Here is a 24139-nt window from a genome sequence, read left to right as displayed (position 1 = left end):
AGAGTATGCAAGATTTTTTCTCTCTCAATCTCTCTGCATTGGCGGTGCGTTCGCCCGCTCTTGCATTAAAGCTTAATAAATTTAAGCCAAATATGCACTATGAAGTCTTTGTCGGTAATGATCCTTTGAATATCAACATTATCGATAAACGCAGTAATACCCCGCTTTTTACACAGAATCCGCTTGATGAGATAAATGATAAAATTCGTGCTTTTAGTGGCTATTCTCACTACCCCTATTTGTATTTTTTTGGGCTAGGCAATGGTGTGTTTTATAAGATTCTCTTGCAGAATGAGCTTTTAAAACGTGTCGTGGTGCTCGAGCCAGAGCTTGAAATACTCTTTATCGCCCTGCATTTTATGGACTTTAGTAAGGAGATTTTAGAGAAACGTATTGTGTTTTTGATGGTTGGAGAATGCGATTTTGCGCATATTGATGCGCTCTTTGCTACAAATCGTGATGCTAAAATCTATTCAAAGCTCTATGATTTACATCTTTTTAATGCCTACTATAATGCATATAGTGAGCTTTATATCAGCATAAATACACTTTTTATCCGCGCGATAGAACACAGCGTTGTGAGCGTGGGTAATGATAGCAAGGATTCTATTATTGGTATATCTCATCACGTGCAGAATCTCCCAGATGTAGTAAAATCCCCAACTTTGCTTGAGCTACTCTCACATCTTAAGGGTAGGGATACCGCTATCATTGTAGCCACCGGTCCTAGCCTGAGTAAGCAGATTCCACTCCTTAAGCAGATTCAAGACTATGCAACGATTTTTTGCATTGATGCCTCCTTTCCAATCCTCGCAAAAGAGGGCATTAAACCCGATCTTGTGTTTTCGCTTGAACGCGTGGATTTGACGGCGAAATTCTATGAGGATACGCCAAAGGAGGCGCATAAAGATGTAATTTTTGCGATTACCTCTATCGTGCATAAACGTTTAAAAGATGCGCTTAAAGGCGATGTAGTGCAGTATTCCCTGCGCCCATTTGGCTATACAAATTATTTTAAAATCCCAGAATATGGCTACATAGGTATTGGTATGAGTGCGGCAAATATGGCGTATGAACTTATCGTGCATTCAAGATTCAAACGTTGCATTATCATCGGGCAGGATTTAGCTTTTGGCGAGGACGGCACTTCTCACGCAAAAAATGCAGTATATGGTGCGAATGAGATTAGCCCAGAAAAAATGGAGGAAAAAGGACAAAAAATCTTGGTAGAGAAATATGGCGGGGGTGGAATGGTAGAATCTACTAAGGTATGGAAGTTATTTTTAAGTTTTTATGAGCGTGATATTGCCAATACGCCTTATCCTATCGAGGTTATTAATTCCACAGAGGGTGGAGCGCGGATACACGGCACAAAGGAGATTCCGTTCAAAGAAGCGATTAAGCTTATCGATACAACGCACAAAAAAAAGCCTATTCAGCTTAAATATCCTACTGCTCAAGAATCTCAAGCGAATTTAGAAAAGGTGCGGCAAAAGGCACAAGAGTGGATTGATTTGGGATTGAAAGATAAGGCATTTGTCGAGGAAGTCTTTTTAGAAGTCGCTGCACTCACGGAGAGGCTAGAGCTACTCAACACGGAAGGTAGGTTAGAGGAGCTTAAAGAAGAAGAGCTACAAGAATGTATTGATAGAATCCAAAAAGTGAAAGATTTGTTTAGTGAGACGAGATTTAGAGAATGTTTTATGGACGCGATACAATCATATATATTTCATCAAGAAATGGATATAGCGCGTTTGCTTGTGAAGCCGACAAACACCCACGAGGCGAAACTTATCAAGCAAACAGAGCTAATCTATGCGCATAAATACTGGCTATTTTCATTAGCGGGTGGTATGGATGTGGTGATTGAAGTTGTAAAAAAAGCATTAGAAACGTGGGAAGAATAGGGTGCGAAAGGGGTTTAGATTTAATAAGGCGTTGAAACTCCTATAAAATGCTTTATGTTGAATGGATTTTAAAAGATAATCCTTTGAAAATTTCTCATTGCGTTTAAATTCTAAAGCACAATGTTTATCTTAGAAACTTATATCTTTACTCGTGTCGCAGGGCATCAATGGGATTAAGTCTTGAGGCGCGTTTAGCGGGGATATACCCAAACAAAACCCCAATAAATGCCGAAAACACAAAAGCGATAATTGCGGTTGGCACATCAAAAATAAATGGAATCTCCATAGAATGACTTAAGCCAAGTGAGGCAAAAAAAGCCCATATAATACCAATAATCCCACCGAGCGAACTAAGGGTGATGGATTCAATCAAAAATTGTAGCAGCACTTCGCTTTGGAGAGCACCAATCGCCATACGCGTGCCAATCTCCCTCGTGCGCTCGGTTACTGAAACAAGCATAATATTCATAATACCAATGCCCCCCACAATCAAGCTTACCCCGGCAATCATACCTAAAAATGCAGTGAGTCTTTTGGTAGATGAAGTGAGAATCTCGCTAATTTGCTTTGTATCCATAACCTCAAATGAGTCTCGCTCACCGTCGCGGACATTGCGCACCTCACGCAAAGAATTTGTGAGCGCGGGTAGTATCTCGCTAGAATCTACACTGTCTTTTGTGCGTAGCATAAGGCGATTGATATAAAATAATGTATTATTCCCCGATACAGAACGCAAAAAGGTTTTAAGCGGTAATAAAATCATATCATCTTGGTCGTTTCCCATACCGCCTTGCCCTTTAGATTCTAAAACACCTATACATTCACATACAATGCTATTTATGCGGATTCTCTTGCCGAGGGGATTCTCTTGTATAAAAAGATTTTTACGCACAGATTCACCAATGAGACAGACATTGCTCCCCACGCGGTACTCATTGTCTTCAAAGATTCTCCCCTCACTACTTTCCCATTGTGTTACCTCAAAAAACGCCGCATTTATGCCCTGCACTTGCGTGGAGGTATTTTGTGCTTGATATTGTAGCGTTACAGAACTTTGCGCAATAGGGGCTAATGCCTGTATATATTCTTGCGTGAGCGAGTAGAGATTTTGTGCCTCTTGTAGGCTAAAATTACGGCGGAGATTTGTACCACTTGGATTCATTGCGCGTGCGGGAAAGACAAGCAGGAGATTGCTACCGAGTGAGGAGATTCTATCTCCTATCATCTTTGTTGTGCCATTTCCTAGGCTAATCATCACAATGACCGCACCCACGCCGATAATGATACCAAGCATTGTTAAAAACGCACGCAAAAAATTGCGTCTAATCTGCCTTAGTGCGAGTATGAAAGCATTGAGTATCATTGTATTTCTCCTGCTGTGCTTAGAGTATTTTTAGAATCTTCGCCCTCTTTGTCATATGTGCTGTTATTATTTTGATTATTTTCACTTTGGCTTATATGTGCTATGGGGCTCTCATCATTAATTAATCGTCCGTCCAAGCAGTGCAATTCTCTGTTTGCGTATTGCGCCATATCTGGTTCGTGTGTTACCATTAGAATTGTAATACCAAGATTTTGATTTAAATCCTGTAAAATCTCCATAATTTCCACGCTTCGCTTTGTGTCAAGATTTCCCGTTGGCTCATCAGCAAGAAGAAAAAGTGGCTCTGAAGCAATTGCTCGTGCAATTGCTACGCGTTGCTGCTGTCCTCCGCTTAGCTTTGCGCTCGTGTGTGTAGCCCATTGTTTTAACCCCACTTTCTCAAGTGCGTTGAGTGCTATCGCTTCACGTTCTGCCTTTTTGATGCCTCGATACATTAGTGGTAGCTCGACATTTTCAAGTGCGGTGGTTCTTGCAAGGAGGTTGAATCCTTGAAAAATAAAGCCAATGTAGTTTCGACGCAAGAGGGCGCGTTGATTTTGAGTAAGTTTAAACACATCAATATCACAAAACAAATATTCTCCGCTCGTGCCCACATCAAGTGTGCCGAGTATATTTGCAAGACTTGATTTACCCGAGCCACTCGGTCCCATTAGTGCGACAAACTCACCCTTATTAATACGCAAATCTATGCCTTTTAGTGCCTCAAATGCACCCTCGCCCTTACCATAAGTCTTATGCACATTTTTTAAAATGATAAAATCTTCCATTAATACGCCTATTTTGTTTTGATGCCTGTAATAATTTGCGTATTTTCATCAATCCCGTTTAGAATCTGCGCGTATGTGCCATCTGTGATACCCACTCTTACATTCACAGATTCAGGATTGCCATTTTTTAGAATCCACAATGTGCTACTTTTGCCTTGAGATTTTTGCTTAGGATCTACTTGTGGCTTTTGTGGGCGTGGGCGCGTGGGCGCGGCTGCAAACATAGGATTTGAACTACTTGTATTTTTTTTCATTCCAGCCCTTTGCAGTGATTTATTTAAATCAAAATACAAAGCAGAACTTGGCACGAGGAGCGCATTTTGCGCCTGTGCGATGATAATATCAGCAGTCGCACTCATATCTGGGCGCAAAAGCAAGGATTTATTATCCACTTCGATTTTTGCACGGTAGGTGATGATATTTGAGCTACTGCTCGCGCTTGATGATGAGCTACTACCATCGCCCGAGCCAAAATTCACGCGATTGACTTTAGCGTGAAAATTTCTATCTGGATACGCATCAACGGTAAAAACAACTTCTTGCCCCTCTTTTACCTTGCCAATATCTGCTTCGGAAATACTCGCATAGAGTTGCATTTCCTCTAGATTCTCTGCTACTTTAAAAAGCGTAGGTGCTTGAAAACTTGCCGCCACACTTTGCCCGACTTCAACGCTACGCATAAGCACAATGCCATCAACGGGCGAAACAATTTCGGAATTTTTCAAATCAATTTTCGCGCTTTGAATGCTTGTCTCTATCTCGGCAATAGAAGCGCGCTTTATCTCCACATCAGAACGTGCGGAGGTGTAGCTTGTTTTTGCATTTTGTAGTTCAAGCCTTGAGGGAGATGAGCCATTTGTCGCTTCATACAGCTCCTTTAGTCTATCGTAATTCCATTTTTTATCTACCAAGGTTTGTTCGCTTGCCTTGAGTTGTGCTCGTGCAGAATAAAGTTGTGCTTCAAATTTAGCAATTTGCTGATTAATTGTCTCTGGGTTTATCCGCGCTAATACCTGTCCCACCTTGACTTCATCGTTTTCATCAACAAGCACTTCAAGCACGAGTCCGGAAATAACACTGCCGATTTCTACTTCATTTACAGGAGAAAGCGATCCAGAGGCTGAAATGCTGGATTTTATATCGCCACGAATAGGCTTAATCATATCATATTCTACTTTAGGACCTATCATTCTCCACACGATGAATGCCCCGATACAGATTGCTACTATGATGAGAGTAATAATCCATACTTTTAATGGAATCTTCTTGCGAGTTTTTGGCTGCAATGCTTGGTAAAGATTCATTGTTTATGTCCTTGTGTAGAGTTTTGATTTTGTTTTGTTTTATCCTGCAAAGCAAGATTCCCACCCAAAGCCTTAAAAAGCGTGATGAGTGAGAGAATCTCATTTGTCTTAGCGTTGTGAAGCTGATTTTTGAGATTGAAATATGTATTTTCAAGCCCTAGAAAATCATTTTTATCAAGTAGCCCACGCGCATTTTTCGCGCTATTGCCTTTGTAGGCTTCTAGTCCTAGCTTATACATATTATATGTGTTTTGGGTTTGTTTGCTTCTAGATTGCATATCAAAAAACGCATTTTCTATCTCGCCTAGCGCGGTGTTTATGTTGTTTTGCAGGGTTAAAAATGCTTCATTACTTAATTCTTTTTGAATAAGATAATTTTGCTTCAAAGAAGTGCGATTGAGTAGCGGTGCGGTAATTGAATTGGCTATTTGAAAGACGATAGAACCAATAGAATTGGCATTAGTGCTATAAAGAATATCACCTATTGAGCCATTTAAAGAAATGGTAGGCAAACGCGCTGCTTTAGCATTTGTTTGTTTGTAGAGTTGTGCGTGTAGGGCATAGATACTCGCCTGAATATCCGGGCGCAAAAGTAAAATATCACTTGGCATTTTATCCACATAGAAACTCGCAATGCGCGGGAATTGATACTCGCTAAGAAAATTTATTTCTTGTTTGAGATTTTCGGCATTAATGTTAAGAAGCACGAGTAGGGCATTTTTGTTTTGCTCAAATGTGTAGGAGAGGTTTTCGAGGTTATTTCTCTGCGTGGTTGTGTTTGCCACAAATCCTTGATAAGTATTCATATCAATCAGTCCGAGATTGTATTTTTGTTTGTTTATAGATTCTATTTGTTCTAAATTTTCTAGTGTCGCTTTTGCGATTTGTAAGGAATGTGCATTCTCTCGCAATGTGAAATAGAGGGTTGCTACTTGCGCTATGAGGGAGATTTGCACGGAGGAAAGATTACTCTGTGCTTGCAAATAGGCTTTTTTGCTTGATTGACGCAAGGCATTGAGTTTGCCAAATAAATCAACCTCCCAACTCATACTTATATTTGCGTTGATAGAATTTGCTCCTGGACGCACAATCGTGCTTTGAGAAAGTGTGCGATTATCTATATAACTTGAGTTTAATCCTACATTTATGGTGGGAAACATATTAGCGGTGTTGATTTTCATTTGAGATTGTGCTTGTTTAATGCGTGAAGCCATTATCAGCACATCTGTGTTGTTTTTAAGCGCGATGTGGAGCAGATTATGTAAATGTTTATCATCAATGAGGGTGCTAAATTCTTTAAGACTAAAGGGTTCTGTGGATTGTGTAGAATCTTTTGAATCTTGCGTATTTTTTGCATTTTGCCAATCTTTAGAATCTTGTGTGCCACTATGAGATTGTGTATTTTTAGAATCCTCTATATTTTTTATAGAAAAAGTCTCGCTAAAGGGCTTGGCATTTTCAAATGATTGCGGGATATGTGTTTGCTTCACATCATATTCAAGGCTTGAAATATCTGTGCTACAACCTATAAATATGCTATATGCGAAAAAAATTAATACAATATTAAACTTAAAATGTAGTTTCACCTTTATCCTTAATAAGATTTAAAATTATAAGTATAATATGCGGAAAATGTGAATTTAATGTGAATTTCAAGGCAACTTAAACACAAATATATTAACATTTGATGCTATCTAAATATTTTTTAAGTGAGATAATAGTGGGATTGGCTATGGGATATAGGAAATACATATTGATAACATTTACATTACTGGCGATTGTTTTTATGAGTGCGTGTTCCCATCATAGCTCTTTACAAACTTTTAATAACCATTATTATGGTGGAGATTCTAAAAAGGCTTATACTTACGCAAAATCGCAGGCGAGCAAGGATGGCGATGTGCTATGGAATTTACAGGCGGGAATGAGTGGATTTGTCCTAGCCGAAAATGATACGAGTGCCTTGCTCGAGCAGGGTGAGAGGCTCTTTAGCAAATATGAGGGTGAGGGGCTAATGGGCGGTATGTTTGGCAATGTGGGTGCAGTGCTTGTGAATGAAAATGTTAAAACTTATCGTGGCAATATTTATGAAGGCGTGATGTTTAACTATTATAAGGCACTTAATGCTATGCGTATGGGAGATTATGCACTTGCTCGAGTGGAATTTAATCGGGCAAATGATAGACAAAGACGCGCGAAAGAGTATTTTAGGAAAGATATTCAAAAGGCTATGGCAGAAAGCAATAAGGAACAGCGCGAAAATCAGCAACTGAAGCAAATCGATAAGGATAGAACGAGCAGAAGCACGGATTCTATTTTGGAATCTCAATATAGTAATTTGTCTCATTTTGTGATTTATGATGGATTTATAAATCCTGCTGTAAGCTATGTATCAGCCCTCTTTTTTATGAGCGAGGGGGATTATCCAAAGGCGATTGATTTGTATAAAGAATCTTATGGTATCACGCGCTCACAGGTAATTAATCAAGACTTAAAGGTTGTGAATGCTCGTCAAGCAGGAGATAATTCCACTTACACTTGGTTTATTATAGAGGACGGGCGAAGTGCCTCACTCGAAGATGTATCAATTGATCTACCCGCATATATTGTGAGCTCTAGGGTGTTGCACGCGGGTGTTTCTATACCGCAGATAAAAAGAGGACAGGCAAGTGCTAATACTTACAAAGCTATAACTCATAGTGAAAACCTTGAGTTTAAAGCGTTTGAAGTGGGCAATTTGGAAGGTGTGCTTACGAATGAATTTAGCCAAAAGCTCCCCTTTATACTCACACGCGCAATTACTTCTTCTATCATCAAGGCAAGCACTCAAGCAGCCTTAAGTAATCTAGGAGGGGAGCAGTTAGGAATGACAGGTGCGCTCATTGGTTCTTTGGTTGGGGCGATGTATTCAGTCGCTACAAATAGTGCGGATATACGCATTTCTACCGCATTGCCACATCGCATTCTAGCTCTACAGATTCCAAACAAGACACTAGATTTTACGCTCAAGGCAGATGAAAATACACTCTACGAAGTGCAATTTTCTTGCACAAAAAGCGAGCAAAAACATAAAAAAATAAAGAAACTTATTACTTTGTGCGAAAAATATGATAATATTATCTATTTGCGTTTGAAGGATAAGAATCCAAGCTATCAAATTTTGAAAGGGGAAGTGAATGAAGAATAGCAAATTAGCAATATGTGGAGCGGCACTAAGCACACTTCTAATAGCTGGTTGTAGCGGGGGACCGGAGTATGTGGATACTTCAAAATCCCAGTCTTATGCGAGTATGGGCTTGGACTACCACGATATTGAAAAAGCAGCAAGTGATAGTGTGCAGTCTCTATTGAGTAGTGCTCAGGTGAGAAGCATTACAAGTGGTGGGAAGCCCAAAGTGCTTATGATTTCTGGTGTGGTTAATGATACAATGCAGACTATTGATACAGACCAGCTTAGTCGTAAGATTACAAGAGATATGAGAAAGGGCGGTAAATTTGTCCTCACACTCGCACAGGGTGCAAAGACTGAAAAGGGTATAACTATGGCGAGAAAGGCGCGTGATAATGATGAATTTGACCAACGCACAACAATAGAAAAAGGCACTCTCAAATCTGCCGAAATGTCGCTTTCTGGCAAGATTGTGCAAAAAAATACGAGAGTTCGCTCCAAAGAGCGCGTGGATTACTTTTTCTTACTTACACTTACCAATCTCAAAGATGGAACCGTTATATGGGACGATGAAGTAAATATCATCAAAGTCGGTTCGAAATCTTCTGTGAGTTGGTAGATTCTAAAACAAAGGAGACAAAATGAATACAAAGGTAAAATTATTAGCAGGAAGTGTTGTAGCAGCCTTTCTTTTAATCGGTTGTGGTGGTGATGATGCACTGGGTGTTGGCGGAAAGAGTATCGACAAAAAAACTCTTAAAGCTCTTAGCATTCAGGGTGCACCAAATTGGGTGCTTAATGGCGGACAAGGTGATATGAGTGCCATAGGAGACGCGGAGATTGTCGGCGGAGATATAGGTTTTGCGCGTAATGAAGCTTTAGCCCTAGCTAGAGATGAGATTGCGAGACAAGTAGAAGTCAAGGTGGAAGGTTTGATTTCAGTAGCAAAAGCTTCGTCTAAAAGTGATTTTGGCGATGCGAGTATGAAAAGTGCTGCTTCACAAATTACAGAGCAAAGCGTTTCTAATATTTTAAGTGGCACGAAGCAAACGGATACTTGGATAAATAAAGATGCTACTCGCATTTTTGTCCTTGCAAAGCTTAGCCCTGATAATAAGGCGAAGCTGGAAGCTAATGTCAAAAAGCAAATTAACCAAAACAAACTTTTACCAAGCAATATTAAGCAAGAAGCTTTAAGAAACTTCAACTCATTTTAATGAGTAGTGATATATGCGCTTTATTATTCCAATATTATGCATTGTTTTCTTAATGGGCTGTGGTGGCGGTGCAAAACCGCCCTCGTGGTATGGAAAAGATACGCAGGATAGTGCGTATCTTATAGGTTTTGGTAGTGCATCAAAGCTTGAGAGTGCTAAGGCTAGGGCTTTAAATGATATAAGCTCACAGCTAAGTGTGCAGGTAAGTTCTCAGTTTAAAACACAAACACAGAGGCAAGATTCTAATATCACACACAAGGCGAGTAGTGATATACAGCTAGATGTGGCGGCTATGGAGCTAAGTGATGTGCAATATACAAAGAGTGAGTTTGAAAATGGACAGCATTATGTGCAGGCAAAAATTTTGAAAAGTGCGCTTATATCGCAGTTTCAAAATAAGTTTAACAATACTTATAACACGCTCAATGTAGTAAGTCTTAGCAAATGCAAGATACTTTCTGCTAAGGATAAGTTGCGCTTAGAGAATGCTTTGAATGAACTTTGGCTCTATAGTCAGTTATTGCAGACTTTAGAAAAGCAAACTCGCTCTTTGGATAATCTCGAATCTCTTTTAAGCGCGAATATGCCACTCCCTGCTGCAAAGCTTGTCATAAGAAGCAATGTAGATAGTGCAAGAATCTACAATGACTTGGCAAAGGAGCTTGGGGAATTTTACACGATTCAAAATGATGCAGCACATACACTTTATGCGGAGGTGCGTGCAATTCAAAGTGCTAAGGGTGTAAAAATTGATGTACTTTTTAGTATTTTAGATTGTCGTAATAATCCCATTTTTAACACAAATGTGAGCGAGGAAACGAATAAGGGCTTTGAGTTTGCAACCAAGCGCGTGAGTGTCCAGCTATATAAGAAAATGCAAGAGTGGATAGAAAATTAATTATATTCTCTTTTGCAGAGTGTAAAAATCTACTAGCAAGTTTTGAATCTTGCTAGTTGCATATCGTAGATTTTATCTTTTTGTAGCGAAAACTTTATCGTTATCTTGTGACATAATGGCTTACAAATTTTGAAAAATTATCAATAATCGCTCCACCTTTTCTAAATCCCAATCCACAAGATTCATAGGCAAAAAATACATTAGGCTGATAATATGCGCCATTGTGCGTGTTTAGCTCATAGTGAGCTTGGTAGAGCGATTTGTGATTGCCATATATGCCTGACTTAGATTCCAGAATCTTGCCATTTGTGTCTAAAATCTCTACATTTGCACCCTCGCGCCCAAAGGCAGGTTTGCGCACTTGTTTCATCTGTGGCAATGGCTCAAAGCTCGCAGGAAGCAAAAGCGGGTGATTAGGAAATAAATCCCATAGAATCTTCAGCATTCTTTTACTTTGAAAAAGCAATGTGTAGGCGGGATTAAGAAAAATGCTATTGCGATTTTCCATCATTTCACTTATGAGTGCTGCGAGTTCAGGCTCATCAATGGCGATATTTTCCCACGGAATGAGCTTGAAAAGAAATTCATAATTTACACCATTATGGCTTAAGCCCTCTGTGGGGGAGAAATGCACTTCATCAATGGGCGCAAAGTCGCAGACAAAGCCAGATTCTCTAGCAACATATTCTAAAAAGCGCGTGGTAGTAATATCCTCATAAGATTCTGTTATACAAGAAAATAGAATCTTCCAGCCCTCATATAGCTCCTCAAAGCGTGAAGTGTCCTCTTCAAGCGTAATGAGACGTTTAAAATTTTCACTCAAAGCATTATGGATATTATTAAACTGCGCAATCTCATCAAGTCCATTATATTTAAGTAATGCCCATTGCATTAGCGCACTTTCATAGAGCATTGTTGGCGTGTCGGCATTAAACTCTAAAAGTTTAATCTGCTTACCATCAAGCCCGCCAGCTAAGTCAAACCGCCCATATAAATGCCAATGTATATCTTCTTCCCAGCTTTGTTTTATCGCACCAATAAGACTTGGTGGAATGTCTAGCTCAAAGAATAAGTCGTTTTTTATCACATACTCTCCAGCTTCTATAAACATATCATAAAGCTCATTTCCTGCCTCATAGTAAGCCTCTGCCTCTGTGTCGCTGATATGAATAAGCTCATCGCTTAGATACGAGGTGTCATCGGCATCTGTATGCCAAGTGAGCCCCATAGATTCTAAAGCATTTTTATCGGGCAGTGAAAGTGTGCTAATTTTCATATCAGCCTCCCATCGTGCTGTTTTTGCTTGTGCTTGTTGATGTATTACCACCAAAGAATCCGCTTTTACCGCCACTTGCTTTGCTTGTGCTTGTTCCGGTTTTGTTGTTATTAAAGCTATTTTTGCTTCGTTCATAGGCTTGTGGGGATTTGTAATTGCGCTGTTGATTAGCTTGATAATTTGGATTATTAAAAAGTTTATTACCGATATAGCTCCCTAGAATCGCCCCTGCCGCACTTGCTAGAATCGCCCCGCCAAGCCCTAAGCCACCGCCATTTGGATTTGTGAGGCTACTTTGCCCATTATCAATAGCAACTTCCTCTTGTTTAATGAGTTCATCAATCTCCGCTTGAGAGAGCATTCTCTCCTCACCATTAATGCCTTTAAGCATTACGCGCGTTTGCTCACTAGGGTATTCCTCAAGCACCTTATAAGTGCCATCTATTTGCTCCTCAATGATGACAAACGCACCATTTTTTTGGCTATTTTGCAAAGTGCTGTTTAAATCATTTGAGTTACCCTCATCACAGGCATTGAGGCTAAAAACTGCCATAACGCCTAGCCCACCAACCATTGCGTAGTTTTTAATTGTGTGGATATGTTTCATACGCGCTCCTTTTTTTGCAAAATTGTATCAAATTTTTGCCATTTTTTTATGATGCAGGTGGATATATAGATGTAGCACATCAATACTCGCTGGTGTAATCCCGCTAATCTCACTTGCTTCAAAAAGGCTTTTTGGCGTGAATTTTTTTAGCTTTTCAATCACTTCAAGGCTAAGCCCGGGAATCTTATCAAACACAAAATCGCGTGGAATCTCCACTTGAAGCATTTGCTGCATTTGTCCTATTTGCGCCTTTTGTTTCTGTATATAATCAAAATATTTAGATTCTATAAAAATCTGCATAAGGGCAGATTCACTCATTGAATCCACATTTTCTACACCGCAGTTTGTAAGTAAAGTGCGTAATGTTTGTGAATCTAAACCCTCACGCCCAATGATATGAATGAGAAGCGTTTTGTCGCTAATTGGCGCGAGATTGAGTGAGGAGAGCAGAGCGAGATTATCTGCACTGGGTGTGAGGGAATGGGTGCTTAGGTAATCCAAAGTGCGCGAGATATGCCCTCTATCTGCTTGTATGTTTTGGTAACGCGCCTCATCAATAAGTCCAAACTGATATGCGTAATTGCCTAGTCGCAAATACGCGTTATCCTCACGAAGCAGGAGGCGATACTCCGCACGAGAGGTAAAGACGCGATAAGGCTCTTTTGTGCCTTTAGTAACTAAATCATCTATCATCACGCCGATATAAGCTTCATTGCGCGAGAGACAAAAGGATTGGTTTTTAAGCGAAAGCGCGGCATTAATTCCTGCCACAATACCTTGTGCGGCAGCTTCTTCGTAGCCTGTTGTGCCATTTATTTGCCCAGCTAAAAAAAGATTCGCGCATTTTTTTGTCTCTAAGGTATGATAAAGCTCGGTAGGCTCAATATAATCATACTCTATTGCATAGCCATAGCGCGTAATATGTGCATTTTCTAGCCCTTGAATGCTATGAATCATCTCCTCTTGCACATCAATAGGAAGTGAAGTAGAAAGCCCATTGATATAATACTCCACTGCTTCTTTAGTCTGTGGCTCGAGAAAAAGCTGGTGGCGACTTTTATCGGCAAAGCGATTGACTTTATCCTCAATGCTAGGGCAATAGCGAGGACCTACACCCTCAATCTGCCCTGTAAAAAGTGGCGCACGATAGAAATTTTCCCTAATGATTTTGTGCGTGGTTTCGTTTGTGTAGGTTACATAGCAGGGCAGTTGTGTGGGAGCAAAGTGGCTTGTTTTGTAGCTAAAATGCGGGGGATTGCTATCACCATTATGCTCTTCTAAATGGCTAAAATCAATGCTTCGCCCATCAATTCTTGCGCAAGTGCCGGTTTTTAATCGCCCAAGCTTTAGCCCAATTTCTTGCAGTGAGGTGCTCAAATTCTGTGGGCTTAACTCGCCAAATCGCCCATTATGGAGCTTCGTCTCGCCAATATGCACAAGCCCGCGCAAAAATGTGCCGGTGGTAAGAATGATTTTTTTCGCATAGTAGGTTTTTTTGATATTTGTGATAATGCCTTTAGCCACGCACCGCCCTTGTGAATCTCGCTCATAGATGAGAGATTCTGCGCTCTCTTGCGAAATGGTAAGATTAGGGGTGCTAAGAGCTATGCGCTTTGCGATAATGCTATATCTATCCATATCAATTTGCGCTCTCGTGCCACGCACAGCAGGACCTTTGGAGGAGTTTAAGATTCTAAACTGAATTCCGCATTCATCGGTAATTTCTCCCATAACGCCACCGAGCGCATCTATTTCTTTGACTAAATGCCCCTTGCCTAGCCCACCCACAGCGGGATTGCAACTTGCAACGGCGAGATTCTGCACCAAAAGTGTGATAAGGTGGGTTTTTGCGCCCATTTTTGCACTAGCGATACTTGCCTCTAATCCCGCGTGTCCGCCGCCAATCACCAATACATCATATTCCATATATCTGTGCTCCTACTCATTTTTATCGATAAAGTGTGGAATTTCTAAAGAAAAAGCGCATTTTATTATTATTTGGTTACTTTTGCTACTATAAGTGTCAATATAGACGATTGGGAGGCATTTGTCGTGAAAAGAAAGGCTTTGTCTTTGATTGGCGTTTTTGCGCATTTAAGCGAGAAAAGTATAGAATCTTTAGAGGCGATTAGCAAATTGCATTATCTTAAAAGAAATGGTGTTTTGCATTATGAGGGTGAGCGTATAGAGCACGCGTGTTTTTTGGCGCGTGGCAAGGTCGAGTTATATAAAATGAATAAAAATGACAATGAAATGTTTTTATGCTATGTGGATAGCGAATCTGCAGGGACGAGAATGATAAATGCCTTTGGTGCGTTTGTGCCATATGTGGCAGCGGCGAATGTGCGTGCTCTAGAATCAAGTGAAATTGTAATGCTTGAGCTTACCAAGCTCCATCAGCTTGTGTTGAGTGATATTGAGATAAGTAACGCGCTAATGAGTGAATTTATGGATAAACTCATTGTGTTTAAAAATTTTGTTAATTTCAAGGAAATGAACGATAGCACCTCACGTGTAGCGTATTTTTTACGCCATAGGCTTAGTTATTTTAACCAAAATCAACGGCAAATGATTGCGCGTGAGCTGAATATCCAAACCGAATCTTTAAGTAGAATCTTACAAAAAATGTTTCAGCAAGATGTAGTTGCAAAAAATGAACATAATGAGATTTATATCAAAGATAGTGCGCTTTTTGCGAAGCTTTATGGCGAGTAAAAATGAGTTTGCGCGTTTTGTTGGCGTTTGGGTGAAAAATATTTACCTCATTTTACGCTTATTACTTGCGTATTGCAAAGCACATCGTGCAGACATCGCCCATCTTTGCGAAAAAGTCCTAGTAAGATTCCAAAAAGAAAGCTCGTGCCAAATACCCATAGCCCATAGCGCACAAAGGAACGCACAAAGCCCACTTTTTCTCCTTTAGATTCTGTATTTGCATTTTGTGCGGATTCTAATGTATTTATAGATTGAGTTTTATTTTGTGAATCTAAACTCTGTGAATCTTGTGAGTTATAGCGCACGAGCTTGAGGCGCATATAGCGATAGCCCGGCGTTTGTGCGCTGAATGCAAAAAAAAGTGAGAGGATTACACCATAGCTTATCCCGCAGACAAAAATAACATTTTGATTATGCGTGAAAGCGTCCTTGCCGTCCAAAAACACATAGGTTGTGAGATATAAAATTGGCATATTTATCATAAACATATCGGTAATAAATGCCTTTATACGCTCACTTGCAAACATTAGGAGAAGTTGATTTTTGAGTGAAAAATTATTGAATCTTACCCATTGGGATTTATGCGTTTTAGAATTTTGTGCTTGTTTATTTGGCTTATTGGCTGACTTGAGTTTGCGCCAACGCGTAGGAGCTGCCATAGGTGTTAGTTCCCACGACTACCGGGCTTAGTTGCCTTTTGTTCGCCACTTGCGCATAGGGGGCAGGAGTGTGGCTCATACATATTAAACACAAAATCTTCAAGCGCAAAAAGCGGTATATGCTCGGGCAATCGAGCCTCTTTCTTGCGCTCTAAGCTTGAACCTACGCGCTTACAGAATCCACGATTAGCTAATCCTGCATAAGCTACCACTTCCGCACCTTCAAACTCTACGCACTGCGCAGATTCTAAAGCTGAACCACCGGTAGTAATAATATCCTCACAGATAAGAATCTTCTCGCCTTGAGAGACTTCAAAGCCTCTGCGGAGTTGCATTTGCCCTTCTACGCGCTCGGTAAAAATAAATCTCACGCCTAAGGCTCTTGCGAGTTCATACCCGGCTAGAAGCCCACCAATCGCTGGGGAGCAAACACAATCTACCTTGATTTTAGAATCTTTAACCTGTGTAGCTAAGGCGGTGGCTAAGCGCTCTGCGACTATTGGATTTTCAAGCACGCGCGCAGATTGTAGGTAATGGTCAGAGTGATTGCCACTACTTAACAAGAAATGCCCCTTAAGTAGCGCGTTTGCGTTTATGTAGCATTGTTTCACATCAAGCATAGAATCTCCTTTAAAATTTGTATGTATATTTGAGATAGTTTGCAGTCGCGCCGCGCTCTTTCTCATAATCAAGTAAATCATAGCCTATAAATAGCTCGTGATGTCTGCCATACACAAGGATTGGACCAAAGGCAAAAGTGGGGTAGAACCATATTTTGCGCTCTTGTGTGAATATTGGCATAGTGGCATTATCTGTGCGTGAAAGATAGCTTGAGCCAAATGAGGCGACACGCACACGAAACCCTACATAGCGCGAAGCGTAGATTCTATATTCTGCGGATATACCACCGCGGTAGATTTGCATACGATTTGGCTTTGTCGGGTTAAATTCTAAGTCCTCAAATGCACCATAATTTGTGCGGTCGAAGAATCCAAAAATACGCAGTGAGTGTCTAGATTTAAAAATAAAATCATATCCAGCTTCAACACCTAGCATACTGCTTGTGCCGAGTGAGGGAGTATAGACAGCACCTAAGCTCACAGCCGCGTATAAGCCCTCACGCACATCTTTGATTTTTTTTATCTTTATACCATAAATATCATAGAGCAGTTGCTGACGCGTTTGTGAGACATCTCCAAGCACTTCTTCTGGTGTTTTATCGTGCTCAAAGTCTTGCACCGGCACACTTTGAGCCCCATACACGATACTCGATAGTGCAAGTAACCCTAGCAATATTTTCTTACTCATACCACCCCTTTAGTTTCATATTATTTTAGTATATTTTGCTATACTTGCAAGAAATAAGGCACAATTTTGGTAATTATAAAAGCTAATCTCGTGCCACATTTTAGATTTTAAGGAGACAATAATGCGTATTTTAGGTTTAGTGTTTATATACTTATGTGTAGGTTTTGGAGCAGAGTTAGAGGGATATTATATGACCCATAAAGGCGAAAAGGGGCAGCAATCTATCGTGGAATTTTTCAAAAAGGGTGAAAAATATTACGCTTATGGCTTTGCCAATGTTGATGGGAGTGCACCTAAAAAAGATGCCAATAATCCAGACCCTGCCCTAAGAGAACGTGTTGATAAGGGAAGTGTGTTTGTCTATAATCTCGTGCGTGATGGCAAAAGCGATGTTTTTAAAGACGGCAAGGTGTATAATTTTGATGCGGGGAAAATTTATTACGCAAAGGTTACGCTTAAGGGCAATGTTTTAGAGCTACGCGGAAGTCTCGATAAAACTGGCTATATGGGCGAGACAAAAATATGGAAGAGGCTAAGTGATGAGGAAGTAAAACCCTATCTCTCGCAAAAGCCGGATTTTTCCGTAGTAGAGGCTAGTCTCAAGGATATTAAGCCTTAAATGTCAGCTACATCTACTTCTATAAAACTTCAAAAAGCCCTAGATTCGCTCAATCTCGCCCAAAGGGAGGCGGCTAAATACGCTGATGGTGCAATGCTTATTCTTGCAGGGGCTGGGAGCGGTAAGACAAAGACAATTACCACGCGCCTTGCCTTTCTCATTGATGAAGTGGGGATTCCCGCAGAAAACACCCTCACGCTTACTTTTACAAATAAAGCCGCAGCAGAGATGAGGGAGAGGGCGTTAGCACTTTTGGAGCATAACTTTAATGTACCACCGCTTCTTTGCACTTTTCACAAATTTGGGTTGATTTTCTTGCGTTTTTTTATCCACACTTTGGGGCGAGAGGCGAATTTTGTCGTGCTTGATAGCGATGATAAACGCGCAATTTTAAAGACTTTGTGTGATAAAAAGCTTCAACCTGCGCAATGCGATTATTATATTTCAAATATGAAAAATGCTGCTCTCTCACCTTTGGAAGCCTTTAGCTACGCGCATACTGATGAGACAAAGCAGATGAATAGAATCTACGCGGAATACGAGCGGTATTTAGAGAGTAAGAATCTGCTTGATTTTGACGATTTGCTCTATCTCACTTATAAGATTCTCTCGCAAGATTCAAACATAGCACAAAAAATGAGCGAACAATACCAATACATTATGGTTGATGAATACCAAGATACAAATGAAATTCAAGATAAGATTCTAAAACTGCTTTGTGTGGCGCATAATAATCTTTGTGTAGTAGGCGATGACGACCAAAGCATTTATGGGTGGCGTGGGGCTGATGTGCGCAATATCCTTAATTTTCAAAAGGCATTTGATGAAGTCAAGGTAGTAAGGCTTGAGGAGAATTATCGCAGTAGTGAGCAAATTCTAAATGCCGCAAACGCGCTTATTGCGCATAATCAAAATCGCTTAGGAAAACATCTCAAAAGCACAAAGGGCACGGGTGCAGATATAAGGCTTATAGAAAACGATAATGAAAGCGCGGAGGCGACATTTCTAGCTAAGGATATTGCAAAATTACTCGCAGAGGGTGTGAATCCTAGCGATATTGCGATTTTATTTCGCGTAAATGCGCTTTCAAGGAGCATTGAAGAGGGCTTTAATCGTGCGAGGATTCCATACAAACTCATCGGTGCGATGAGATTTTATGAGCGTGCGGAGATTAAGGATATATTGAGCTATTTACGCCTCATTGTGAATCCACACGATGATTATTCATTTTTACGCATTATCAATCGCCCAAAAAGAGGCGTTGGCAAGGTAGGACAAGAGAGTTTAGAGAAACTAGCCTTAAGTAAAAATCTCTCCTGCTTTGCTACGCTTGAAACTTATCCAGACCAATCCACACAAGCACTCGGTAAAAAAGCATATGAAAGTGTAATGGAGCTTGTCTCGCATATCAAATGTTGGCAGAATTTGAATGATTTGAGTGATCTTATAGAATCTATGCAAGAGCGGATTATTTTTACATTTAGTAAGCTTGATGAAGTCGATAGACAGGGCAATATTGAGGAATTTTATGGTATGTTTGGCGACTATGTTATACATAATCCAACCAACACCCTTGTGGATTTTCTCAATGATTTAGCTTTGGCAAGTCCTACCGATGAAGTCATAGGCGAGGCGGTGAGCTGTATGAGTGTGCATATGGCAAAAGGTTTAGAGTTTAAGTATTTATATGTGATTGGCTTAGAGGAGGGTTTTTTCCTTTGAGTGGTGGCTATGATGAGCTACAAGAGGAGCGGCGACTAGGCTATGTGGCAATTACTCGTGCGAAAGATTTTCTCATCCTCTCTTTTGCAAAAAGCAGATTCTATAAAGGTAAGAGGGAGTGGCTGAAGCCCTCACGCTTTTTACAAGAAAGTGGTGTGGTAACAAGTAGCGCAAGGGATAGTATCGCAGTAGGTTCTTTACGCGCGATAGAGGGCAGTGCGGATTCTACACAGGAGTTTAGCAGGGGAATGCAGGTGCGACACAAGCTTTTTGGCATAGGTGTGATAGAATCTGTGAGCGGTAAGGGCGCACAATGCAAGTTAAAAATCAATTTTGCGGGATTGGTGCGCGAGATTATGGCGTCATTTGTGCAAGTTGTGTAGCAAGATTCTAAAATGTGTATTTTGCAAATACCAAAAAAGGTGGGGTTTATGAAAAAATTTCTTTTTACTGCGATATTTAGCGCGTTTGGTATTTTTTGTGCGGCTCTTTATGCGGACGATGTGTATATACCGGATTCTAAACTGCATTTGGCTAAGAACTATAAGGTGCATAATAGCGATATTTACTCCACTGATATGTTTCCGCGTATAGACAAGAGATTTAAAATCGCCACGCTCCCTGCGGATAAATTCAGCCTCAAACTTAAAAGTGTAGATATTAAGCTCATTTTTATGCGCTATGGCTATGAGATTGTGAGCTTTGAAAGCGAATGGGTGGAATTTACTTTTGTAAGCGATATGCGTGAGAATGAAGCACTTGATTTTATAAAAAAGATGTATATTGAGTATTATGGTGAGAGGCTAAAGATAGAGAATCTGCTCGTGCGCCCTCTCTTAAATATGCCAAAGGATTATGAAGTAGTGGGCTATGAATTGCCAGAAGTAATGCTTAAAAAACATAGTGGCACTTTGAATCTTAAATATCGCACCCCACCTAGCACACAGATAAAAAAACTTACCTTTTTGTATCGCATTGATGGGAATTTACAGGTGCTACAAAGCACAAAAAATATTTCTGTAAATGAAGTGCTTGATAGACATAATACGCGTATAGATAATATTGCCTTTACGCGCGTGGGTGCAGACTATATTGGTATAAATGACTTGAATAAGAGTAGTGCAAAAAGCTTTATCCGCGCAAATACATCAATTACACGCGATAAGATTAAGCCAAAAGTGATTGTTAAAAAAGGCGAGAAAATCCGCGCTCTAGCACAGGAAAATGGCATAAGTATGGAGGTAGTGCTAGAGGCTCGGCAGAATGGTGCGTATGATGAAGTCATAAATGCGCAAAATCCCACGAGCGGAAAAATATTGCGTGTAAGAGTGATTGATGAGGGTAGGGGCGAGATTATATGAGATATTGTAAATAGGAAGCAAGTATGAAACAAGAAAAGCTCGTAGTTGCCATAGGTGGAGCAAGTGGGGTGCATTTAGGCTTGAGACTGATTGAAAATATCCCAGATTCTATTGAACTCTATGTCGTGGTGAGTGAGGGGGCAAAAAATGTCGCTAAAAATGAGTTAGGCATTGATATATTAACCTCTCTTAATGATATTAAGCGCAAAGATTTTAGAATCCTTAGTGAAAATGATATGGAGAGTGGTATTGCCTCCGGGAGCTTTGGCGTATCGGCTATGGCGATAGTGCCTACAAGTATGAATCTCCTCGCAAAAATCGCAAATGGTATCTGCGATGAGCTGATTTCACGCTCTGCAAGTGTGATGCTTAAAGAGCGGCGCACCTTACTTCTAGCTCCGCGTGAAATGCCTCTAAGCCCCATTGCGTTAAGGCAAATGGGCGAATTATCCGCACTTGGCGTGATTATTGCTCCGCCGATTGTGGGATATTATGCTAAGGTGCAGGATTTAGAATCTATGGAGCGATTTTTTGTTGGTAAGTGGCTTGATAGTCTAAAGATTCCAAACACACTTTATGCGCGTTGGAAATATCACACAGAGGAGGAATAGATGAGAAAACTCGCCATTTATCCGGGCACTTTTGACCCTGTAACTAATGGGCATTTGGATATTATTAAACGTTCGGTTGAGATTTTTGATAATGTGATTGTGGCAGTGGCGCACTCATCGGCTAAGAATCCGCTCTTTTCGCTTGATGAGCGCATAGAGATTCTAAAAACAAGTGTGTGTAATCTCCCAAATGTGCGCGTTGAGGGATTTTCTAACCTCCTTGCAGATTTTGCGAAAGAAAAGGGTGCGAGAATGATTATACGCGGATTGCGTGCGGTGAGTGATTTTGAGTATGAGCTACAAATGGGCTATGCCAATGCTTCGCTTAATAGTGTGCTAGAGACGATTTATTTTATGCCGACATTGCAAAATGCGTTTATTAGCTCCTCTGTCGTGCGCACGATTATGTTGCATAATGGTGCATTCGAACACCTTGTGCCAAGCAGTGTGGCGGATTTAATCCTTACATTTTACAATAAGCACAAGGAGCAAAAATAATGTATGTCGCAATTGAGGGCGTGGATACCTGTGGCAAAAGCACACAGATTGAGCTACTGAGAAAGTATTATCCTCGTGCGATTTTTACCAAAGAGCCCGGCGGGAGTGTGTTGGGCAAATCTGTGCGTGATTTGGTGCTTTTTGCACCCCAAAGGGAGAGTTTTACGCTTGATAGCTATGCGGAGTTTTTTTTATTTTTAGCTGACAGGGCACAGCATTACACAGAGGTGTTGCTTCCGCATAAGGATAAGCTTGTAATTTCTGACAGAAGCGTGATTTCAAGCATTGCGTATGCGAGAAATATAGATATGGCGCAAAGTATCATCTTTAATGAAGTTGCGCTAAGGGGGCATTTCCCGCATCTTGTGGTGCTTTTATGGCTTGAGGAGGCGCAGCTAAAAGCGCGGTTAGCCCAAAAGACACACGATAGTATTGAGGGGAGAGGCATTGAGTTTATGCTTGAAATACAAAATCGCCTTTTAGAATCCACAAAGCGCGTGGGGCTTAAGCATATTGTGATAAATGCGGCTAAGAGCAGAGAGGAGATTTATGAGGAGATTATAAGGGTGATTGATGATAATATGTGAGTATAGAAAACAAAGTGAGAGGAAATGTTACTTTATGGATTCTCATTTTATGAATCTTATCGCTTAAAAACAAAAATTTGCAAATATAAATTTATGGCTTTTAGATTGTAAAGAAAGGTGAGCTGATGAAATGCCTAGTGTGCGAGAGGTTTTCACTACAAGCGGTATGTAAGGCTTGTATCGCAGCTATCCCGCTCACGCCTCGTTATAGAATCTTGGCGGATTCTATAAAGGCATATAGCTTTTATCGTTATGAAGATGTGATGCTATTGATGCAAAGCAAATATTCTTTGATTGGTTCGCGCATACTTCCATTACTCGCTAAAAAGGCGGCTCTCTATTTTTTCACCCACAATATGGAGGTTTTAGAATCTATGCAAGGTGTGCAGATACTGGGCTTAGATGATTATCCCTATGGGGCATATTCCCATAATGGTGTGATGATGAGGGTGTTTGTCAAGGAGAGCAGGGGGTGTTTTAAGGCGCATTATGGTGTGTTTAAAGCACAAAATAATGTGAAATATGCGGGTGAAAGTTTAGCATTTAGGCAGAAAAACCCTAAGAGATTTGTGCTACAAAAGCCACTTAAAGATTCTCATATTATTTTATTTGATGATATTATTACTACAGGCACGAGTCTTAATGAAGCGATAAATGTGCTAAAACCCAATTATAAAATCGTTTTTTGCCTAACGCTTTGTGATGCGAGGTAGTTTCAAGGATTCTGCTTTCTAATATTTCTTGAATAATAAACTTCTCTAAAGTTGCAAGTTTTTAAACTCATTATGTAAAATCTAAATCTTTATTGTTTTTACTCGTTTTCAAGGATTGCCTAAGCTAGATTCTAAATCCTTATTAAAAGCCATTTCTATGGAGTAGATTATTCTAAATATAAGGATAAAGCTTTTATAAAGTATTTTGTTTATATATAAAAGTAAAGCAAAGATAAGTAAGTATCACAAAGACATTAAAGCAAATAAGTAAATGCTACTTATTTGCTTTAATGTCTTTCTTATCTAATATACTTTGGCAAAGTTTCTAAAAGAAGTGAGATTTGATAAATCTTATAAGAATCTTTAAATAAGGAGCATTTTCAAAGAGCCAAGCTCATAGCACACAAATTCCATTTTGAGTAAGTAGCATTATTTATTCATCTTAATATATGGAGTGGCATTTCTCAAAGAAGCCCAAGAGTCTTGAAGCATCATAAAAACCCTTTAGGAATTATTTTAGTTATAGTTTTTATGGGATACATCGTTATTTTAGCCTTTATGAGTTTTGGGAAGCTTAACAATCTTATCTTATTACTTTGGTTTATGGCTAATGATGTTTGGGGAATTGAGATAATCTTTTGTGTGTTTTATAATAAAGCCTCTTTTGGTTAGATTGCTCTTTTCTTTCTACCCTAAAGAATATTAAATCTTTATAGAATCTCGCAAGAGCTATGGCTAGTGCTCTTTCTATCTTAGGCACAATCCCTATTTTAATGAGTTAAGCATTTCTTTTATCCAATAGCATACTTACTAGGGC

22 protein-coding genes and 1 pseudogene are annotated in these 24139 nt (G+C 40.0%); 13 read left to right on the top strand and 10 right to left on the bottom strand.

What is annotated here, in order from left to right; genetic code table 11:
- The first annotated feature begins 5 nt into the window (after window positions 1–5).
- Entirely contained in the window at window positions 6–1907 is a 1902-nt protein-coding gene (locus BN2458_RS05015; protein ID WP_034325706.1) for a motility associated factor glycosyltransferase family protein, read from the top strand.
- Window positions 1908–2052: 145 nt separating this feature from the next.
- Here BN2458_RS05015 and BN2458_RS05010 read toward each other — a convergent pair whose 3' ends face one another.
- The 4 genes from BN2458_RS05010 to BN2458_RS04995 are packed head-to-tail and all read right to left on the bottom strand — an operon-like array spanning window position 2053 to window position 6948.
- Window positions 2053–3270, bottom strand: coding sequence for an ABC transporter permease (locus BN2458_RS05010; RefSeq protein ID WP_034325708.1), 1218 nt, complete (start codon window positions 3268–3270; stop codon window positions 2053–2055).
- Window positions 3267–4058, bottom strand: coding sequence for an ABC transporter ATP-binding protein (locus BN2458_RS05005; RefSeq protein WP_034325711.1), 792 nt, complete (start codon window positions 4056–4058; stop codon window positions 3267–3269). Before BN2458_RS05005 ends, BN2458_RS05010 begins: the two co-directional genes overlap by 4 nt.
- A gap of 8 nt (window positions 4059–4066) precedes the next feature.
- Window positions 4067–5362, bottom strand: coding sequence for an efflux RND transporter periplasmic adaptor subunit (locus BN2458_RS05000; protein ID WP_034325713.1), 1296 nt, complete (start codon window positions 5360–5362; stop codon window positions 4067–4069).
- On the bottom strand, window positions 5359–6948 hold the full coding sequence (locus BN2458_RS04995) for a TolC family protein (RefSeq protein ID WP_052082194.1): 1590 nt from the start codon (window positions 6946–6948) through the stop codon (window positions 5359–5361). Before BN2458_RS04995 ends, BN2458_RS05000 begins: the two co-directional genes overlap by 4 nt.
- 167 nt (window positions 6949–7115) lie before the next feature.
- Between BN2458_RS04995 and BN2458_RS04990 the strand changes: the two genes are divergently transcribed.
- Genes BN2458_RS04990 through BN2458_RS04975 form a run of 4 tightly spaced genes read left to right on the top strand, consistent with a single transcriptional unit; the run spans window position 7116 to window position 10646 of the window.
- The gene (locus BN2458_RS04990; protein ID WP_231944727.1) at window positions 7116–8549 is read left to right on the top strand and encodes a hypothetical protein; all 1434 of its coding nucleotides are present in this window, start codon (window positions 7116–7118) and stop codon (window positions 8547–8549) included.
- Window positions 8539–9150 carry a penicillin-binding protein activator LpoB gene (gene lpoB, locus BN2458_RS04985; protein WP_034325715.1) on the top strand — a complete coding sequence of 204 codons (612 nt, stop codon included), beginning with the start codon at window positions 8539–8541 and terminating at the stop codon, window positions 9148–9150. The genes BN2458_RS04990 and lpoB overlap by 11 nt, the downstream gene beginning before the upstream one ends.
- A 22-nt stretch (window positions 9151–9172) precedes the next feature.
- Window positions 9173–9748, top strand: coding sequence for an LPP20 family lipoprotein (locus tag BN2458_RS04980; RefSeq protein ID WP_034325717.1), 576 nt, complete (start codon window positions 9173–9175; stop codon window positions 9746–9748).
- A 13-nt stretch (window positions 9749–9761) separates the two neighbouring features.
- A complete protein-coding gene (locus tag BN2458_RS04975; RefSeq protein ID WP_052082207.1) occupies window positions 9762–10646 on the top strand; it encodes an LPP20 family lipoprotein in 885 nt (294 codons plus the stop codon).
- A 100-nt stretch (window positions 10647–10746) separates the two neighbouring features.
- On the opposite strand, the gene BN2458_RS04970 is transcribed toward BN2458_RS04975, so the two are convergent.
- The 3 genes from BN2458_RS04970 to mnmG are packed head-to-tail and all read right to left on the bottom strand — an operon-like array spanning window position 10747 to window position 14455.
- Window positions 10747–11922: a glutathionylspermidine synthase family protein gene (locus tag BN2458_RS04970; protein WP_034325720.1), complete on the bottom strand. Its 1176-nt coding sequence runs from the start codon at window positions 11920–11922 to the stop codon at window positions 10747–10749.
- Between the two features lies 1 nt (window position 11923).
- The gene (locus BN2458_RS04965) at window positions 11924–12529 is read right to left on the bottom strand and encodes a UPF0323 family lipoprotein (protein ID WP_034325722.1); all 606 of its coding nucleotides are present in this window, start codon (window positions 12527–12529) and stop codon (window positions 11924–11926) included.
- Between the two features lie 27 nt (window positions 12530–12556).
- Complete coding sequence (mnmG, locus tag BN2458_RS04960; RefSeq protein WP_034343730.1) at window positions 12557–14455, bottom strand: tRNA uridine-5-carboxymethylaminomethyl(34) synthesis enzyme MnmG; 1899 nt, start codon at window positions 14453–14455, stop codon at window positions 12557–12559.
- A 126-nt stretch (window positions 14456–14581) separates the two neighbouring features.
- On the opposite strand from mnmG, the gene BN2458_RS04955 reads away from it, so the two are divergent.
- The gene (locus BN2458_RS04955; protein ID WP_034325726.1) at window positions 14582–15244 is read left to right on the top strand and encodes a Crp/Fnr family transcriptional regulator; all 663 of its coding nucleotides are present in this window, start codon (window positions 14582–14584) and stop codon (window positions 15242–15244) included.
- A 47-nt stretch (window positions 15245–15291) separates the two neighbouring features.
- Here the strand turns inward: BN2458_RS04955 and BN2458_RS04950 are convergent, their stop codons facing one another.
- Genes BN2458_RS04950 through BN2458_RS04940 form a run of 3 tightly spaced genes read right to left on the bottom strand, consistent with a single transcriptional unit; the run spans window position 15292 to window position 17211 of the window.
- Entirely contained in the window at window positions 15292–15903 is a 612-nt protein-coding gene (locus BN2458_RS04950) for an RDD family protein (RefSeq protein WP_034343732.1), read from the bottom strand.
- A gap of 5 nt (window positions 15904–15908) precedes the next feature.
- Entirely contained in the window at window positions 15909–16523 is a 615-nt protein-coding gene (gene pyrE / locus BN2458_RS04945; protein ID WP_034325729.1) for an orotate phosphoribosyltransferase, read from the bottom strand.
- Between the two features lie 10 nt (window positions 16524–16533).
- Complete coding sequence (locus tag BN2458_RS04940; RefSeq protein ID WP_034343735.1) at window positions 16534–17211, bottom strand: hypothetical protein; 678 nt, start codon at window positions 17209–17211, stop codon at window positions 16534–16536.
- A 121-nt stretch (window positions 17212–17332) separates the two neighbouring features.
- On the opposite strand from BN2458_RS04940, the gene BN2458_RS04935 reads away from it, so the two are divergent.
- The 7 genes and pseudogenes from BN2458_RS04935 to BN2458_RS04905 all read left to right on the top strand — a co-directional run bounded on the left by BN2458_RS04935 (window position 17333) and on the right by BN2458_RS04905 (window position 23322).
- Window positions 17333–17830: a DUF2147 domain-containing protein gene (locus BN2458_RS04935; protein WP_034325735.1), complete on the top strand. Its 498-nt coding sequence runs from the start codon at window positions 17333–17335 to the stop codon at window positions 17828–17830.
- Window positions 17831–19935, top strand: a pseudogene (locus BN2458_RS04930) (ATP-dependent helicase).
- A 48-nt stretch (window positions 19936–19983) separates the two neighbouring features.
- A complete protein-coding gene (flgA, locus tag BN2458_RS04925; RefSeq protein ID WP_034343739.1) occupies window positions 19984–20913 on the top strand; it encodes a flagellar basal body P-ring formation chaperone FlgA in 930 nt (309 codons plus the stop codon).
- Between the two features lie 23 nt (window positions 20914–20936).
- Window positions 20937–21524 carry a UbiX family flavin prenyltransferase gene (locus tag BN2458_RS04920; protein WP_034325740.1) on the top strand — a complete coding sequence of 196 codons (588 nt, stop codon included), beginning with the start codon at window positions 20937–20939 and terminating at the stop codon, window positions 21522–21524.
- A complete protein-coding gene (gene coaD, locus BN2458_RS04915; RefSeq protein WP_034325741.1) occupies window positions 21525–22022 on the top strand; it encodes a pantetheine-phosphate adenylyltransferase in 498 nt (165 codons plus the stop codon).
- Window positions 22022–22609 (top strand): dTMP kinase, encoded by a 588-nt coding sequence (gene tmk, locus BN2458_RS04910; RefSeq protein ID WP_034325743.1) that lies wholly within the window; start codon window positions 22022–22024, stop codon window positions 22607–22609. Before coaD ends, tmk begins: the two co-directional genes overlap by 1 nt.
- 125 nt (window positions 22610–22734) lie before the next feature.
- Window positions 22735–23322 carry a phosphoribosyltransferase gene (locus BN2458_RS04905; protein ID WP_034325745.1) on the top strand — a complete coding sequence of 196 codons (588 nt, stop codon included), beginning with the start codon at window positions 22735–22737 and terminating at the stop codon, window positions 23320–23322.
- The last annotated feature ends 817 nt before the right edge of the window (window positions 23323–24139 follow it).

The organism is Helicobacter typhlonius, from assembly GCF_001460635.1.
Classification (GTDB): domain Bacteria; phylum Campylobacterota; class Campylobacteria; order Campylobacterales; family Helicobacteraceae; genus Helicobacter_C; species Helicobacter_C typhlonius.
The sequence above is the reverse complement of the archived record's forward strand: the minus strand, read 5'-3'. Positions and strand labels throughout refer to the sequence as shown.